The sequence below is a fragment of the Caulobacter sp. FV2ye17ST genome (assembly GCF_058680955.1).
The window spans coordinates 3,673,272-3,689,123 of sequence record NZ_CM178727.1 but is presented as its reverse complement, the minus strand read 5'-3'; the positions used below and the strand labels follow the sequence as shown (position 1 = coordinate 3,689,123).

At 68.3% G+C, this 15,852-nt stretch carries 14 protein-coding genes; 7 read left to right on the top strand and 7 right to left on the bottom strand.

All coding sequences use genetic code 11. The features are described from left to right. Positions 1-34: 34 nt before the first annotated feature. The 3 genes from odhB (at position 35) to ACW17V_RS17655 (ending at position 2,230) form a co-directional block, all read left to right on the top strand. Positions 35-1,261, top strand: a complete 1,227-nt coding sequence (gene odhB / locus ACW17V_RS17665) for a 2-oxoglutarate dehydrogenase complex dihydrolipoyllysine-residue succinyltransferase (RefSeq protein ID WP_492106353.1) — start codon at positions 35-37, stop codon at positions 1,259-1,261. Positions 1,262-1,359: 98 nt separating this feature from the next. Then, the gene (locus ACW17V_RS17660; protein ID WP_492106352.1) at positions 1,360-1,536 is read left to right on the top strand and encodes an antitoxin; all 177 of its coding nucleotides are present in this window, start codon (positions 1,360-1,362) and stop codon (positions 1,534-1,536) included. A gap of 109 nt (positions 1,537-1,645) precedes the next feature. Next, positions 1,646-2,230: a hypothetical protein gene (locus ACW17V_RS17655; RefSeq protein ID WP_492106351.1), complete on the top strand. Its 585-nt coding sequence runs from the start codon at positions 1,646-1,648 to the stop codon at positions 2,228-2,230. 331 nt (positions 2,231-2,561) lie between these two features. Here the strand turns inward: ACW17V_RS17655 and ACW17V_RS17650 are convergent, their stop codons facing one another. Then, positions 2,562-3,401, bottom strand: a complete 840-nt coding sequence (locus tag ACW17V_RS17650; RefSeq protein ID WP_492106350.1) for an alpha/beta hydrolase — start codon at positions 3,399-3,401, stop codon at positions 2,562-2,564. Positions 3,402-3,653: 252 nt separating this feature from the next. On the opposite strand from ACW17V_RS17650, the gene lpdA reads away from it, so the two are divergent. After that, positions 3,654-5,054 (top strand): dihydrolipoyl dehydrogenase, encoded by a 1,401-nt coding sequence (gene lpdA / locus ACW17V_RS17645; RefSeq protein WP_492106349.1) that lies wholly within the window; start codon positions 3,654-3,656, stop codon positions 5,052-5,054. Positions 5,055-5,132: 78 nt separating this feature from the next. Further along, entirely contained in the window at positions 5,133-5,417 is a 285-nt protein-coding gene (locus tag ACW17V_RS17640; protein ID WP_492106348.1) for a hypothetical protein, read from the top strand. Between the two features lie 70 nt (positions 5,418-5,487). Here the strand turns inward: ACW17V_RS17640 and ACW17V_RS17635 are convergent, their stop codons facing one another. From ACW17V_RS17635 to ACW17V_RS17615, 5 genes are all read right to left on the bottom strand, one after another. Beyond that, entirely contained in the window at positions 5,488-7,164 is a 1,677-nt protein-coding gene (locus ACW17V_RS17635) for a M56 family metallopeptidase (protein ID WP_492106347.1), read from the bottom strand. Beyond that, positions 7,161-7,535: a BlaI/MecI/CopY family transcriptional regulator gene (locus tag ACW17V_RS17630; protein ID WP_419319820.1), complete on the bottom strand. Its 375-nt coding sequence runs from the start codon at positions 7,533-7,535 to the stop codon at positions 7,161-7,163. The genes ACW17V_RS17635 and ACW17V_RS17630 overlap by 4 nt, the downstream gene beginning before the upstream one ends. Before the next feature lie 224 nt (positions 7,536-7,759). Continuing rightward, positions 7,760-9,730 carry a methyl-accepting chemotaxis protein gene (locus ACW17V_RS17625; protein ID WP_492106346.1) on the bottom strand — a complete coding sequence of 657 codons (1,971 nt, stop codon included), beginning with the start codon at positions 9,728-9,730 and terminating at the stop codon, positions 7,760-7,762. A gap of 136 nt (positions 9,731-9,866) precedes the next feature. After that, positions 9,867-10,787 carry a tyrosine recombinase XerC gene (locus ACW17V_RS17620; protein WP_492106345.1) on the bottom strand — a complete coding sequence of 307 codons (921 nt, stop codon included), beginning with the start codon at positions 10,785-10,787 and terminating at the stop codon, positions 9,867-9,869. 8 nt (positions 10,788-10,795) lie between these two features. Then, positions 10,796-11,473, bottom strand: a complete 678-nt coding sequence (locus tag ACW17V_RS17615) for a DUF484 family protein (RefSeq protein ID WP_492106344.1) — start codon at positions 11,471-11,473, stop codon at positions 10,796-10,798. Positions 11,474-11,609: 136 nt separating this feature from the next. On the opposite strand from ACW17V_RS17615, the gene ACW17V_RS17610 reads away from it, so the two are divergent. Further along, positions 11,610-13,772: a primosomal protein N' gene (locus ACW17V_RS17610; protein ID WP_492106343.1), complete on the top strand. Its 2,163-nt coding sequence runs from the start codon at positions 11,610-11,612 to the stop codon at positions 13,770-13,772. Positions 13,773-13,951: 179 nt separating this feature from the next. Beyond that, positions 13,952-14,968, top strand: coding sequence for a phosphate ABC transporter substrate-binding protein PstS (gene pstS / locus ACW17V_RS17605; protein ID WP_492106342.1), 1,017 nt, complete (start codon positions 13,952-13,954; stop codon positions 14,966-14,968). A gap of 82 nt (positions 14,969-15,050) precedes the next feature. Here pstS and ACW17V_RS17600 read toward each other — a convergent pair whose 3' ends face one another. Continuing rightward, the gene (locus ACW17V_RS17600; protein WP_492106341.1) at positions 15,051-15,845 is read right to left on the bottom strand and encodes a TerC family protein; all 795 of its coding nucleotides are present in this window, start codon (positions 15,843-15,845) and stop codon (positions 15,051-15,053) included. Positions 15,846-15,852 lie beyond the last annotated feature (7 nt).

Sequence of the window (15,852 nt, the reverse complement as noted above, 5' to 3'; positions counted from 1 at the left end):
CCGACCGGCAAAAACGAGAGACATCGGAACACCCATGGCCGACATCATGACCCCCGCCCTCGGCGAATCTGTCACCGAAGCGACGGTCGCGCGCTGGACCAAGAAGGTCGGCGAGGCGGTGAAGAAGGACGAGATCCTCATCGAGCTCGAGACCGACAAGGTCAGCCTGGAAGTGGCCTCGCCCGCTGACGGCGTGCTGAGCGCCATCGGCGCCGAAGAAGGCGCGACGGTTGTTCCGGGTACGGTTCTGGGCGTGGTGACCGAAGGCGCGACCGCCTCGGCCGCGCCCGCCGCCGCCGCTCCGAAGGCCGCTGCGCCTGCGCCGGCTCCCGCGCCCGCTCCGGTCGCCGCTGCGGCTCCGGCCCCCGTCGCCGTTGCCGCCGCCGCTCCGGTCAGCCCGGCTCCGGCCCGCATCGCCGCCGAAAACAATCTGGACCTGTCCAAGGTCGCCGGCTCCGGCAAGGATGGCCGGGTGACCAAGGGCGACGCCCTGGCCGCCCTGGAAGCCCGCGCCAACGCACCGGCCCCGGCCGCTGCGCCCTCGGCCCCGCGTCCGATCCATGAGCGCGAAGAGCGCGTGAAGATGACGCGCCTGCGTCAGACGATCGCCCGCCGCCTGAAGGAAGCCCAGAACAACGCCGCCATGCTGACGACCTTCAACGAGGTCGACATGACGGCGGTCATGGCCCTGCGCGGTCAGTACAAGGACATCTTCGAAAAGAAGCACGGCGTGAAGCTGGGCTTCATGTCGTTCTTCACCAAGGCCGTCGTCGCCGCCCTCAAGGCCGTGCCGGACGTCAATGCCGAGATCGACGGGACCGACATCGTCTACAAGAACCACTACGACATCGGCGTCGCCGTCGGCACCGACAAGGGCCTGGTGGTTCCGGTCGTCCGTGACGCCGACGCCATGAACCTGGCCGAGATCGAAAAGGCCATCGGCGCGCTGGGCAAGAAGGCCCGCGACGGCCAGCTGTCGATCGACGACATGCAGGGCGGCACCTTCACGATCACCAACGGCGGCATCTATGGCTCGCTGATGTCGACCCCGATCCTCAACGCGCCGCAGTCGGGCATCCTGGGCATGCACGCGATCAAGGAACGCGCCATGGTCGTGAACGGCAAGATCGAGATCCGCCCGATGATGTACCTGGCCCTCAGCTACGACCACCGCGTGGTCGACGGCCAGGGCGCCGTGACCTTCCTGGTCAAGGTCAAGGAAGCCCTGGAAGACCCGCAGCGCCTGCTGCTGGAGCTCTAGTCTCAGCGCACTGTCGAACGTCGAAGGGGCCGCGAAAGCGGCCCCTTTTTCGTTGTGGCGACGGGTGTATGCTCGACCGACAGCCACGGATCATCACCATGACCGACACGGTTCCCGAGCCCGTCCGCGCGAAGTTATTCGTTCACGGCAGAAGTCAGGCCCTTCATCTACCCGAAGACTGCCGTTTCGAGGGGGTGGAGGTCGCCATTCGCCGCGAGGGCACCAAGGTCATCCTTGAGCCGATAACCACGGCGTCGCCTGCGATTGGTGAGTGAGACATGTCTGCTTCCGACCCTGAGCGGCCGTTCAGGCTGCCATTCATAGAATGGACAAGCTTCGCTATGGAAGCCGCGACCTCCGATCAGCAGAGCCGGATAGCTCGTCTTGAACAGTGATATAGCTCGCACACCGCCGAGATGGCTCACGCGCTTTGCAACGGTCTATTGGATTTGCATCTGCGCTCTCGGACTTTGGTCTATTACCGCCAGCGACTTCGTCACAAGCGCTCTCGGCCATTATTTTTCATTGATAGCAGCGATTATTATGGGCGCACTCCTGGGCACTTGCGCTTACGTGAACCCAGTATTCGCCCGCGACACCCCTGAGCGGACAGCAATACTGACTAAGTATCCAGTAACCGCGAACCCTATTGTTAGGTTTCTGTTCGTCGGCGTTGCGGGAGGCTTAATCACCTTTGAGGCATTTAGCGGCGCAATATTCGAGTTCTGGACGCTTGGTTACGGCCAGACGACCGAACAAACCATGCACTTGGGAGAGTACCACAGCTCCTCACGATACAACTGCGCGGGCTTTAAAATCGAAGAGGCTCCGACAAAAACACGTCGCGTAGTGTGTGCCGTTTACGCCGCCGAAGAAGCTCCACCGGCGGGCACGCCCGTCGTGCTTCGAGGGCCTACCTCAACTGTCGGCATCAAAGCCGAAACGTTTCGAATTATCGCTCAGGAGTAAGCTGGCGTTAGTCCACGTTCCAGCCGCTGCAGGCGCTGCGGAGGTCCGCTTTTGGCTCTTCTTCATCCGCTCTCCCCGGCGAAGGCCGGGGCCCAGATTCAGCCTGAGCCTCTGGGGATGATGCGCTCTCCCGCCTAGCCAAGCGTAGTGAGCTTTCGGGGTTCGATCTGGGCCCCGGCTTTCGCCGGGGAGAGCGGCGGAAAGAACTCGGCGGTGATTCCATCCGCTGCCGCCCCTCGAAGGAGCCGGTTCCAACTGCCCATCAATTTTCTCCGTCATCCCGCAAACAGTCGCAGGATGACGAGGCTTTGGTAGCGGCGGCGAGAGGCTATCAGTTAGGCCTCGGCCCCGGCCACACCGTCTTGAACGCCTCCAGCGCCGCCGGGTGGTAGATCGTGCTGTGCTGCAGTCTGGGCATCGGATCGTAGCGCCAGGTCAGCCCCTTGGGCGGCGCGCCGTTCAGCGCCGCCACCACCCTGTCGACACCCGCCTGCATGGTTGAGCCCTCGTCGGCGATGGTCAGGTAGAGTCGCCGCTCTCCGGCCGGCCAGCGGGCCAGGTCGGCGGCCGCGCCGCGCGCCAGGCTCTGGTCGTCCCACCACAGGCTGGGGCTGGCGGCGATATAGGCGTCGAACAGGGCGGGCTGTTTCAGGAAGGTCTCGACCACGAACAGGCCGGCCAGGGATTCGCCGATCAGGGCGGTCTCGCCGCTGGTGCGATAGCGCGCCGCGATCCAGGGCTTGAGCTCTTCGCCCAGGAACTGGCGATAGGCCGCCGAGCCGCCGCTGGTCGGGAAGTCGCTGCGCTCCTTGGCGACCGTGGTGGGGTGGGTCAGGTCATGCTTGCGGTCCACGCCCTCGATCCCGACGACGATCATCTCACGATAGGTCCAGGACAGCTCGCCCAGCTGGGCCAGGCCCGCGATGTGCGGGAAATCCTCCTGCTCGCCGCCGTCCAGCAGGTAGAGCACGGGATAGGTCTTGGCGGGGCTGCTGGCGTAGCTGGCCGGCAGGTGGACGTTGATCCGCCGCGTGTCCTTGAGGACCTTCGACTCCAGGGTCAGGGACTGGCCGATGACGATCGGGCGGCCTTCGGCGGGCGCGGTCTGGGCCAGGGCCGGGGCAGCGGCCAGCAGGGTCAGGGTCAGGGCGAGGACGAGGGAGCGAAGCATGGGTCGACGCTAAGGCGCGTCGCCGGGCCGGGCAATCGCCCGCGCGTTCCGGGCAGGGCGCTCAGGCTGAAAGCGCCCGACGCGCAAAGGACGGATTTCCGGCCGTTTCAGGGCCGAAAACACCGAAAGCGGGTTTCGTTTTAACCTTTCGCGCTCTAAGGAACTCCCGCCTCCAAAGGTCTGACAATGCGGCCGGCGAGGCCCCATATCTGTCCGGCGCCGTTCCCGGCGCGTCCACGAGGCTCAAGACCCATGGCTCAGTACGACGTCGTCATCATCGGGGGCGGTCCCGGCGGCTATAATGGCGCGATCCGCGCCGGTCAGCTGGGCCTGAAGGTCGCCATCATCGAAGGTCGCGGCAAGCTGGGCGGCACCTGCCTGAACGTCGGCTGCATGCCCTCCAAGGCCCTGCTGCACGCCTCGGAACTGTATGACTCGGCCACCAATGGCGAGTTCGCCAAGCTGGGCATCGAGGTGAAGCCCAAGCTGAACCTGCCCCAGATGATGGCCCAGAAGGCCGAGAGCGTCGAAGCCCTGACCAAGGGCGTCGAGTTCCTGATGAAGAAGAACAAGGTCGACTACATCAAGGGCTGGGGCCGCATCGCCGGGCCCGGCAAGGTGGTCGTGAAGGCCGAGGACGGTTCGGAAACCACCCTCGAAACCAAGAACATCGTCATCGCCACGGGCTCGGAGCCCACCCCGCTGCCGGGCGTGACCGTGGACAACACGCGCATCCTCGACTCGACCGGCGCCCTGTCGCTGGCCGAAGTGCCCAAGAGCCTGATCGTCATCGGCGCCGGCGTCATCGGCCTGGAGCTCGGCTCGGTCTGGCGTCGCCTGGGCGCCGAGGTCACCGTGGTCGAGTATCTGGACCGCATCTGTCCGGGCCTGGACGACGACACCGCCAAGGTGTTCCAGCGCAGCCTGACCAAGCAGGGCTTCAAGTTCCAGCTGGGCGCCAAGGTCACCGGCGCCAAGGCCTCGGCCAAGGGCGTCGAGCTGACCGTCGAGCCGGTCGCCGGCGGTGCGGCCCAGACCCTGTCGGCCGACTATGTGCTGGTCGCCATCGGCCGTCGTCCGTACACGGAAGGCCTTGGCCTCGACACGGTCGGCGTGGTTCCCGACAAGCGCGGCATGATCGCCAACGACCACTTCAAGACCACGGCGCCGGGCGTCTGGGTCGTGGGCGACGTGACCAGCGGTCCGATGCTGGCCCACAAGGCCGAGGACGAGGGCGTGGCCTGCATGGAGCTGATCGCGGGCAAGGCCGGCCACGTGAACTATGACCTGATCCCCGGCGTCATCTACACCAAGCCGGAAGTGGCCACGGTGGGCAAGACCGAGGAAGAGCTGAAGGCCGCGGGCGTCGCCTACAAGGTCGGCAAGTTCCCCTTCACCGCCAACAGCCGCGCCAAGATCAATCACGAAGGCGAAGGCCAGGTGAAGGTTCTGGCCGACGCCGCGACCGACCGCATCCTGGGCGTCCACATGGTGGGCCCCAATGTCGGCGACATGATCGGCGAATACTGCGTGGCCATGGAGTTCGGCGGCGCGTCGGAAGACGTGGCCCGCACCTGCCACCCGCACCCGACCCGGTCGGAGGCCCTGCGCCAGGCGGCCATGGGCGTCGAAGGCTGGACCATGCAGGCCTGATCGGCCTGTCTGAAATTTAATAACGACGTTCGATCAATCGGACGTAGAGTGGCGGGGTTTCGATATCGGAGCCCCGCCATGTTCTTGTCCGCCCTCGTGTTGGCCGCTGCTGTCCAGGCCGCGCCCGAACCGCCCGCGCCGCCCGAGATGCTGAAGCCGCCCGGCATCGTCCATGGCCGGATCATGCGGCCCGCGCGACGGACCTGCGACGCCATGAAGTCCATACCTGTCGGCCAGCCGGATGACGGCGACGCCCGCCCTCTGGGTCAGGAGCGCCCAGGCGGCCTGCAATATGCGGTGATGCGCTCGATCGGCGGCTGTCCCGTGCCGACCCCGATCCGCCAGCTCCGCCCCGCCCGCTAGGCCTCCCAAGGAAAGGCCCCGCCGGTTGCCCGGCAGGGCCTGAAGGGTTTGGGTCGGGTGCTCCGCGCGCTCAGCTTGTCTTGCGGGCTTCGCGCGCCAGTTTCTCGGCCTCTCGCTCCATGTCGTCGGCCTGCGCGGGCATCCGGGCCGCCACGGCGCACAGCTCGGCGTCGGTGACCACATTGCCTCGCGCGCGGTTCTCGGCGATCTGCCGGGCGCGATAGGCGGGATCGCGCAGGCGGACCGCTTCGGCGCGCAGCTCCTGGGCGCCCTTTCGCATCTGGTCGGCGCCGTGGGTCATCTGGACGCGGGCCTGGACCATGTGCCGAGCCGCCTCCTGGCGGGCGCGTTCGCCGATCATGCGGGCCTTTTCGCCTTCAACCCGGGCCTGGTCGGCCTCGACCCGCGCTTCGTCAGCCGCGAGACGGGCGATCTCGGCCTGGGCGCGGCTGGCCTCGGCCCGCAGGCGGGCCTGGTCGGCCTGGCGCCGGGCGCCGTCGGCCTGGGCGCGGGCTTCTTCGGCCTGGATGCGAGCCTCGGCCGCCACGGCGCGAGCCTCCGCGGCTTGACGGCGAGCCTCCGCGGCCTCCCGACGGTCGGCGGGCGTGGCGACCCGGAAATAGCTGTAGGCGACGCCTTCCGCCGGCGCGGCCGGGGGAGCGGGTGGGGCAGGAGGCGCGGGCGGCGCCTCGATCGTCATCGGCGCGGCCGGCGCGGCTGGCAGGGGCGGCAGGGGCGGGGCCACGGGCGCGACCTGCGAAACGGGGGGCGCCGGCGGCGCGGGGGGCGCGATCCAGTCCTGGCGGCTCAGGCCCAGGGCGGCCAGCGGCGTGGCGACCACGGCCAGGGCGGCGATGGTCAGGGCGACGGTGAGCGGGCGGCGGCGAACGGGCGTGTCGGTCATGATGCAGGCGATCCTTGTCTTCAGCGTCCGGGCGTCGGCGGCCATGGCGGTGGCGGCGCGGGGCGCGCTCAGGTGAGGGGTTGGATAGGCGGCCAGTCGGACCAGGGCCCGGGCGTAGAGGGTGCGGTCGACGGTCTGCAGCGCGGCGGCGTCGGCGGCCTCCTCCGAGCGGTCAGCGAGCACCGCGTGCAGGCGCCAGACCAGCGGATTGAACCAGAACAGGGCCAGGGCCAGGCGGGAGAGCACCAGGAAGATCCAGTCATGGCGCCGCAGGTGGGCCATTTCATGGGCCAGGATGGCGGGGGCGGCGTGCCGCTCGGCCAGGCTGCCCGGATCGATCAGGATGAAGCCCGGCGCGACGCCCCAGCTGAGCGGGCTGGTCAGGCGCTCGCTGGACACCAGGCGGGGCCGGTCGACCGGCGGCAGGTGTTCCAGCGGCGCCGACCAGGCGGGGCAGGTCACCGGGCGGCCCTGGCGCGTCCAGCGGTGAAGGGTCAGCAGTCCCAGCTGAAGTCGGCCGGCCACGGCGACGACGCCGAGCAGCCACAGGCCGCCGATCATCGGGATGGACGGCGGCCACGACAACACGGGCGCGGTCGCCTCGCCGGTCAGGACCGGCGGGATCGGGACGGGCATATCCGGCGACGCGGGCGGCAACAGCGCCAGGTCCATCGCCGGCAGGACATTCATGATGACCGGCAGGGCCAGCAACAGGCAGACCGTGGCGCGCAGGATGTCCACCCGGTCGACGGGGCGCTGGGCCAGGAAGCGGGCGCAGGCCAGACCGGCGCCGGCGACAAGGCTGGACTTGATCAGCAAGGATAGCAGCAGGCCCGCGGTCATGAGCGGGGCTCCACGGCCCGGTCGATCACCTGCTCCAGGGCGGCGGCTTCCTCGGGGGTCAGTCGCTGGCCCAGGCCCAGCAGGGCGGTGGCGGCGCTGGCGGCCGAGCCGGCGAAGAAGGTGTCGATCATGCGCCGCAGGGCGCTGGCGGCGACGGCCTCGGTCTGTTGGACAGGGCTGAACACGAACCCGCCAGGTCCGCTGGACCGTTCGACCAGACCCTTCGCCTCCAGGCGCGAGAGCATGGTGCGGACAGCCGAGTCGCTTAGCGGGTCGGACAGCGCGCCGCGCACGCCGGCGGCCGTGCTGGCCTCCAGGCGGCACAGGGTCTCGAAGACCTCGCGCTCGCGGCGGGGCAGGGATTCGATCATGGCGGCCTCCACGACTTTGCTGTCGCTACATGTGTAGCGCTACACGTGTAGAGGCGCCAGTCGTCGCGACGGCGATCCGGATGAAATCGCGGTAACCTGGCCGTTCGCCCGCCGCCCTTGCCTCGGGGCCAGAAAAAAGGCCCCGCCAGTTTCCCGGCGGGGCCTCTAGTTTTTCAGGGGAGGAACGCCCCAAGAGGGGGTCTGGGGCGCCTTACGCTACGCTACTAAAACTCTTCCCACTCCTCGGCGGCCGGCTTGGCCGAGCCGGCGAAGGCGGCGAGCTTGGCCTGGGCGGCGCGGACCGGATTGGCGCCCGGACGGCTGGCCGACGAGGCCGGCTGCAGGGTGGGACGCGTGACCGGCGGGGCCGGGCGACGGGCGGCCGGGGCGCGCGCCGTCGAAGCGCTGGATCCGCCGACCTGGAAGCGCGAGATCATCTGCATCAGGTTGCCGGCCTCGCCCTTCAGCGAGTGGCTGGCGGCGGTCGATTGCTCGACCATGGCGGCGTTCTGCTGGACGGTCTGGTCCATCTGGTTGACGGCGGCGTTGACCTCGTTGAGGCCGGTCGCCTGCTCGGCGCCGCCGGCGGCGATCTCGCTGACCAGGGCGTCGATCTCGCTGACCTTGGCGACGATGGCCTGCAGGGCGTCGCCCGTCTGGCCGACCATGGCCACGCCCTGACCCACTTGCTGGGTCGAGGTCGAGATCAGGGTCTTGATTTCCTTGGCGGCGTCGGCGGAGCGTTGGGCGAGCGCCCGCACTTCCTGGGCGACGACCGCGAAGCCACGGCCGGCTTCACCGGCGCGAGCCGCTTCGACGCCGGCGTTCAGGGCCAGCAGGTTGGTCTGGAAGGCGATCTCGTCGATGACGCCGATGATCTGGCTGATCGACTGCGAGGACTTCTCGATCTGGTTCATGGCGTCGACGGCGCCGCGCACGACGACGCTGGAGCGTTCGGCGTCGCTACGGGTGGAGCCGACAACCCGCGAGGCTTCGACGGCGCCGGCCGACGAGCGCTTCACCGTGGCGGTGATCTCGTCGAGAGCGGCGGCGGTTTCTTCCAGGCTGGCGGCCTGCTGCTCGCTGCGACGCGACAGGTCGTCGGAGGCCGAGGCGATCTCGTCGGCGCCGGCGCCGATGCTGCTGGCGGCGTGGACGATGGTGCGCATCGCCTCTTCCATCTGCGAGATCGACTCGTTGAAGTCGGACTGCAGGCGCTTGTAGGCTTCCGGGAACTCCTGATCGACGCGGTAGGTCAGGTCGCCTTCGGCCAGCTTGTTCAGGCCCGTGGCCAGGTTTTCCATCACGAAGGCCTGCTCGCGGGCGGCGGCGTCGGCGGCTTCCTGGTTGCGGCGGCGTTCAGCTTCGGTCTCGGCGGTGGCGCGCAGCTGGGCGGCTTCGGCGGTGCGCAGGGCCAGGGCGTTGTCCTTGAACACCTGGACCGAGCGGGCCATGGCGCCGACCTCGTCCTTGCGCTGGGCGCCGATCACGTCGACGTCAACCGAACCCAGGGCCAGGGTTTCCATGGTCTTGGACAGGTTGTTCAGCGGGCTGGAAATCTTCGAGCGGCCGATCCAGATGGCGAACAGCAGGGCCAGGCCGGCCGAGATCACGCCGAACAGCACACTGATGATGGTGCCGGTGGTGGCTTCCTTGGCGGCCTTGGCGACCATCACCTTGGTGTCGTCGGCATGCTTGTTGGTAAAGTTGCTGACATCCTTGTTGAGCGCGGCGATGTCGGGATCGATCACGGCCATGACCATGATCGCCGCTTCGTCAGCGTCCATCAAGGCCAGGTCGGCGCCCTGGCGGGCGCTGGAATAGATCTTTTCCAGGCGGGCGCCGAAATCGGCCAGTTGCTTGGCGGCGCTGGGGTCGGCCTTCTTGACTTCGACGAGACGGGCCTTGGCTTCCTTGTAGGCCGTATCCAGCTCGGCGCTGGCTTCAGCGGCTTCGGGCGAGCTTCCGGTGTTCGACACCGTGCGATAGGCCGCATAGCCGATGGTCATGATCCGCCGGTTGAAGCGCGAAGCTTCCAGCTCGGCCGGCGCGCGCTGTTCGACCAGGACCTTGGTGGCGGCCTCGGACTTTTGGGCCTGCCAGGCGCCCATGCCGACGATGGCCACGGCCACCACGGTCAGGATCACGGCCGGCAAGGCCACCTTGGTCGAAATCTTCAGATCGTCGAATTTCATCGCTGGCCCCATGTCCGCAACGCCCGTCGGTCGGAAGACAGACGTCGGTTCTTGGTTCCAGAAGGCGCGCGGGCAGTAAAAACGCGGTTAATTCCCGGAATTGACTGGGGTAATCGCGACAAGATGTCCCATATCCCTACTCATAATGAGGATGGGCCCTGGCATAGGCGGCCATCAGGCCCGCGGCGTCGACTTCGGTGTAGCGTTGGGTGGTCGACAGCGAGGCGTGGCCCAGAAGGTCCTGAATCGAGCGCAGGTCGGCCCCGGCCCCCAGCAGGTGGGTGGCGAAGGCGTGGCGCAGGGCGTGGGGCGTCACCCGGTCGGAGAGGCCCAGCCGGCCTCTCAGCAGTTGTACGGAAGCCTGGACATGGCGCGGCGACAGCGGTCCGCCGCGTCGGGCTCGAAACAGCGGCTCGTCGGGCGACAGCACGAAGGGCAGGGCGGCGACATAGGCGTCGACGGCCTCGCGCACGGCGTCCAGCACGGGGACGATCCGGGTCTTGCCGCCCTTGCCGGTAATGCGCAGGGTCTCGCCCAGGGGGGCGTCGCGCCGCAGCAGCGACAGGCCCTCGGAGATGCGCAGGCCGCAGCCCCACAGCAGGGTCAGCACGGCCTCGTCGCGGGCGACTTCCCAGTCATCCCGGTCCGGATCGGCGCCGATCTCGTTGATCAGGCCATGGGCCTGGTCTTCGGTGACCGGGCGCGGCAGGCCGACCTTCAGGCGCGGGCCGCGCACCAGGGCGATGGTGGGATTGGGCGTGTCCAGCCGCTGGTCGAGGAACCGGTGGAAGGCGCGGATCGACGACAGGCTCTGGGACAGCGAACGCGGCGCCAGGGCGTCCTCACCCGTGCGGCGAAAGGCCAGATAGGCGCGCAGCTCGGCCGCCGTGATCGCGCCCAGGGCGGCCAGGGTCACCGTCTCGCCGCGATGGCGCTCCAGGAAATTCAGATAGGCCAGGACGTTGTCGCCATAGGCCCGCACGGTGCGCGGCGAGGCGCGGCGCTCGTATTCCAGATGGTCGTGCCAGGCGAAGAGGGCCTGGCGGCCGCTCGTCACGCGTGAGCTCACAGAACGGGCCAGCGCTCGGCGGTGCGCTCGACCACCCGGGCCAGGAAGGCCACCAGCTCGGAGCCCATGTCGGGGGTGAAGGCCTCGGGGTCGGACGAGCCGAACGCCAGAATGCCCTGGCGCGAAGGCTCCCACAGGGCCATGCGGACCATGGCCATGCTGCGGATGTGATCCAGCTTGTCGCCGAACAGGCCCAGCGCGGGCGCATAGAAGCCCATGCGCGCCACGGCGTGGTCGCCCATCAGCATGTCGATCTGGCCCTCGATCAGGGCGTGCCAGCCGGCCGGAACCCGGCCCGGACCTTCCAGGGCGATGACGCCGGTGGTCAGGGAAAAGCGCAGATTGGCCATCTCGTCGACGCGGCGCGCCAGGTCGGAATGGTTGCGGGCGTCCAGCAGGTCGATGACCGCGGCGTGGGTCTGGGCCTGGGCCGAGAAATTGGCGCGGGCGGTGGCTTCGATCTCCTGGCGGACCACGGCCTCGCGGCGATGGGCGGCGGAGGCGCGGGCCAGGGCGGCGGGGCCAAAGTCGATGACATTGCCGCCGTCGACCCGCAGGCCCAGCTCGCCCAGCAGGCTGGAATCGTCGCGCAGGAAGTCGGGCTCATCGCGCAGGAAGGCGCGGACGACCTCGGGATCGACGGGCTTCATCAAGGCTTGGGTCGCGTCGCTCATCGTCGGTCTTCTCCGCCCCACGGCAAATCCACTCAGAGGCCGGCCATCAAACCCCATATCGGTTAACGCCGGCTTGCGGCGGACGATGATGCTTGATCTCGACCCGGAGAGACTTTCGCGGCAGAAGCTCTTTCCCATGCCGCGCATCGCTTCCGTCCTTCTGCCCATGCCGCTGCCGGAGGCCTTCGACTATGCCGAGCCCGAAGGGCTGGGCCTGGCGGTGGGCGACCATGTGACCGTGCCCCTGGGGCCCCGCGTGATTCGCGGCGTGGTCACCGCCCTGCGCGACGGGACCGGCGGCAACCGCCCGCTGAAACCGGTGCTGGAAAAGCTGGACGACCCGTCCCTGCCGCCCGGCGTGCTGACCTTCATCGACTGGGCGGCGCGCTATTCGGTCGATGTTCCAGGCTGGCCCCTGGCCATGGCCCTGCGCGGCCTGCGCCATCCGCCGCCCAAGCCGGACAAGGTGCTGGTCCTGACCGGTTCGCAGCCCGTCCGCATGACGCCGGCGCGCTTGAAGGTGCTGGCCGCCGCCAAGGACGGGCCGATGTCGGGCGCGGCCCTGGCCAATCTGGCGGGGGTCTCGGCCGGGGTGGTCAAGGGGCTGGTCGAGGAAGGCGCGCTGGCTGTCGACTATGTCGAGGCCGACAAAAGCTTTCCCGCCCCCGACCTGACCTTGCCGCCCCAGTCGCTGAACGCCAGCCAGCAGGCCTGCGCCGATGTGCTGGGCGAGATGCTGGGGCAGGGCGACTTTCAGGCGGCCCTGCTGGACGGCGTCACCGGCTCGGGCAAGACCGAGGTCTATCTGGAGGCGGTCGCCGCCGCCCTGGCCGAAGATCCCGAAAGCCAGGTCCTGATCCTGCTGCCCGAGATCGCCCTGACCCAGGCGGTGATGAGCCGCTTCGAGGCGCGGTTCGGCGCGGCCGCGGCCGAGTGGCATTCCGGCGTCGCCCCGCCCAAGCGCCGGCGTGTCTGGGAAGGCGTCGCCAGCGGCCAGGCGCGGATCGTGGTCGGGGCCCGCTCGGCCCTGTTCCTACCGTTCCGCAAGCTGCGGCTGATCGTGGTCGACGAAGAACACGACAGCTCGTTCAAGCAGGAAGAGGGCTTCATCTATCAGGCCCGCGATCTGGCCGTGGCCCGCGCCAAGATCGAGGGCGCGCTGGTGGTGCTGGCCTCGGCCACGCCGTCGCTGGAGAGCCTGTTCAACGCCCAGAGCGGCCGTTATCGCTGGCTGCGGCTCAGCGCCCGGCACGGGGCGGCGCAACTGCCCGACATCAGCCTGATCGACATGCGCGAGACCCCGCCCGAGCCCGGGCGCTGGCTGTCGCCGCCGTTGATCAAGGCCATGACCGTGACCCTGGCGCGGGGCGAACAGTCGATGCTGTTCCTCAACCGCCGGGGCTATGCGCCGCTGGTGCTGTGCAAGTCGTGCGGCGAGAAGATGAAGTCGCCCGACACTGACAGCTGGCTGGTCGAGCACCGCTATACCGGCCGGCTGGTCTGTCACCTGACCGGCTTTTCGATGAAGAAGCCCGAGGCCTGCCCGGCCTGCGGGGCCAGGGACAGCCTGGTCTCGATCGGTCCCGGCGTGGAGCGGGTGGAGGAGGAGGCGCGCTTCCTGTTTCCGACCGCGCGGATCGCGGTGTTCTCGTCCGACACGGTGATGGACGCCGCCGGCGCGCGGGCCCTGGTCGACAGCATGGCGGCCGGCGAGATCGACATCCTGGTGGCCACCCAGGCCGCCGCCAAGGGCCACAACTTCCCCAACCTCACCCTGGTGGGCGTGGTCGACGCCGACCTCAGTTTGCGCGGCGGCGACCTGCGGGCCGGCGAGCGGACCTTTCAGCTGCTGGCCCAGGCGGCCGGCCGGGCCGGACGTCACGAGAAGCCGGGCCGGGCCATGCTGCAGACCTACACCCCCGACCATGCCGTGCTGCTGGCCCTGAAGGCCCAGGACCGCGACGCCTTTGTCGAGGCCGAGCTGCGCATGCGGGAAGAGGCGGGGCTGCCGCCGTTCGGCCGGCTGGCGGCGGTGATCGCCTCGGGCCCCGACAGCGCGGCCCTGGACGCCTATGTCGAGGCCTTGGCGGCGGTGATCCCCAATGCCGAGGGCGTGGAGGTGTTCGGCCCCGCCGACGCGCCCCTGGCCCTGGTGCGCGGGCGGCGGCGCAAGCGGTTCCTGGTGCGGGCCGATCGCACGGTCGATCTGCAGGGCTTCATGTCGGCCTGGCGGGCGCGGGCCAAGGTCCCGAACTCTGTTCGGGTGGTGATCGACATCGATCCCTATAGCTTTCTTTAACTGTCATTAATGAAAATTCACCGCGCCACAGTAATGGTGCGATAAATTCGTGCGTCCCCGTGTCGCATTTCATGAATGCAAGTCTTGGTTTCAAAAGGAGGCAGCAAACAACAGGTACTCATTTTGAGTTTGGCTGAATGGCTTATCTCTAATGTTGTGCAGTCCTTGGAGTAAGGATCTTGAAATTATCTATCGCGCCTATCGCGCTGGCCCTGTGTATCGGTTTGACGGGCACGGCGGGGGCGCAGTCGCCGGCCCCGACCGCGATCAGCGGCGCCGGCGGCTCCATCCAGTCGCCGTTGTTCAAGGCCTGGATGCCCGACTACCAGGCCGCCACCGGCGAGACGATGACCTATCAGGGCTTCAATTCGGCCTATGGCATCGGCCAGATCGAGGCCAAGTCGGCCGATTTCGGCGTCACGGCCATGCCGTTGTCGGACCAGGAGCTGGCCGCCAAGGGTCTGAGCCAGTTTCCCTTCGTGATTAGCGGCACGGTGCTGGTCACCAATGTCCCGGGCCTTGAAAGCGGTAAGCTGCGCCTGGACAGCGCGCTGCTGGCCGACATCTTCCTGGGCAAGATCACCCAGTGGAACGATCCCAGGCTGAAGGCGATCAATCCGGGCGTGGACCTGCCCGACTGGCCGATCACCGTGGCCCGTCGCACCGATCCGGCCAGCATGACCCTGCTGCTGACCAGCTATCTGTCGGCCGTCAGCCCCGACTGGAAGGCCGGCCCCGGGGCCGGCGAGACCGTGACCTGGCCCATCGGCCTGGGCGGCAAGGGCAATGGCGGCATCAGCGAGATCATGTCCGGCACCATGGGCACGATCAGCTATGTCGAATACGCCTACGCCCTAGAGCACAAGCTGGACCTGGTGACGCTGAAGAACCGCGACGGCGCCTTCGTGGCTCCGTCGCCTGAAGCCTTCGCGGCCGTGGCGGCCCAGGCCGACTGGTCGGCGTCGAAGGGCTTTGGCGTTCCGACCCTGGACCAGCCCGGCGCCCAAAGCTGGCCGCTGGTGCTGGTCAGCTATGGCCTGGTGCGCGACGACACCCCGCCCGACCGCCGCAAGCGGGTTCTGGACTTCTTTGAATGGGGCTACGCCCATGGCGACGGCCGGATCTCCAGCCTGGGCTACGCGCCGCCGCCGGCCAAGGTGAAGGCGCTGGTCCGCGAAAGCTGGAAGGCGCGCTGAGGCGGCGCCCAACAAAAAACCCCGCCGCCCCGGACACGATCCGGGGCGGCGGGGCCTTCAAGGCGATCGGCGGGGCGGAGGCTTAGTGGCCTTCGCCCTTCTTTCTCGCCGCGGCGCGACGGGACATCATGTTCAGCCCCTCGACCACGCCCGAGAAGGCCATGGCCGTATAGATGTAGCCCTTGGGCACGTGCATGCCGAAGGCTTCGGCGATCAGCACGGTGCCGATCATCAGCAGGAAGCCCAGGGCCAGCATCACCACGGTGGGGTTGTTGTTGATGAAGTTGGCCAGCGGATCGGCGGCCAGCAGCATCACCGTCACGGCGACCAGCACGGCGACGACCATGATCGGCAGGTGCTCGGTCATGCCCACGGCGGTCAGGATCGAGTCGATCGAGAACACCAGGTCCAGCAGGATGATCTGGAAGATCGCCGAGCCCACGTTGGAGATGGCCGCGCCGGTCTTGTCGAGGACGTCGTGGCTTTCCTGGCCGGGATCGACCGTGTGGTGGATTTCCTTGGTGGCCTTCCAGATCAGGAAGAGGCCGCCGGCCAGCAGGATCAGGTCGCGCCAGGAGAAGGCGGTCTCGAAGGTCGGTTCGCCATGGGCGCCGGCCGGGCCGACGATCCCCAGGTCGAACACAGGATGCACAAGGCCGACGATGAAGGCGATGGTCGACAGCAGCACCAGACGCATGATCAGCGCCAGCGAGATGCCGATGCGACGGACCCGCTGACGATGCTCCGGCGGCAGCTTGTTCGAGAGAATCGAAATGAACACCAGGTTGTCGATGCCGAGCACCACTTCCATGACGATCAGGGTGACCAGGGCGGCCCAGGCGGCCGGGTCGGTAGCGAGGTTAAGGAGTTCGTTCATCGTCCTG

Coding starts and splice junctions, on each gene's coding strand:
- odhB (WP_492106353.1), top strand. CDS start 35: ATGGCCGACATCATGACCCCCGCCCTCGGCGAATCTGTCACCGAAGCG.
- ACW17V_RS17660 (WP_492106352.1), top strand. CDS start 1,360: ATGACCGACACGGTTCCCGAGCCCGTCCGCGCGAAGTTATTCGTTCAC.
- ACW17V_RS17650 (WP_492106350.1), bottom strand. CDS start 3,401: ATGCTTCGCTCCCTCGTCCTCGCCCTGACCCTGACCCTGCTGGCCGCT.
- lpdA (WP_492106349.1), top strand. CDS start 3,654: ATGGCTCAGTACGACGTCGTCATCATCGGGGGCGGTCCCGGCGGCTAT.
- ACW17V_RS17640 (WP_492106348.1), top strand. CDS start 5,133: ATGTTCTTGTCCGCCCTCGTGTTGGCCGCTGCTGTCCAGGCCGCGCCC.
- ACW17V_RS17635 (WP_492106347.1), bottom strand. CDS start 7,164: ATGACCGCGGGCCTGCTGCTATCCTTGCTGATCAAGTCCAGCCTTGTC.
- ACW17V_RS17630 (WP_419319820.1), bottom strand. CDS start 7,535: ATGATCGAATCCCTGCCCCGCCGCGAGCGCGAGGTCTTCGAGACCCTG.
- ACW17V_RS17625 (WP_492106346.1), bottom strand. CDS start 9,730: ATGAAATTCGACGATCTGAAGATTTCGACCAAGGTGGCCTTGCCGGCC.
- ACW17V_RS17615 (WP_492106344.1), bottom strand. CDS start 11,473: ATGAGCGACGCGACCCAAGCCTTGATGAAGCCCGTCGATCCCGAGGTC.
- ACW17V_RS17610 (WP_492106343.1), top strand. CDS start 11,610: ATGCCGCGCATCGCTTCCGTCCTTCTGCCCATGCCGCTGCCGGAGGCC.
- ACW17V_RS17600 (WP_492106341.1), bottom strand. CDS start 15,845: ATGAACGAACTCCTTAACCTCGCTACCGACCCGGCCGCCTGGGCCGCC.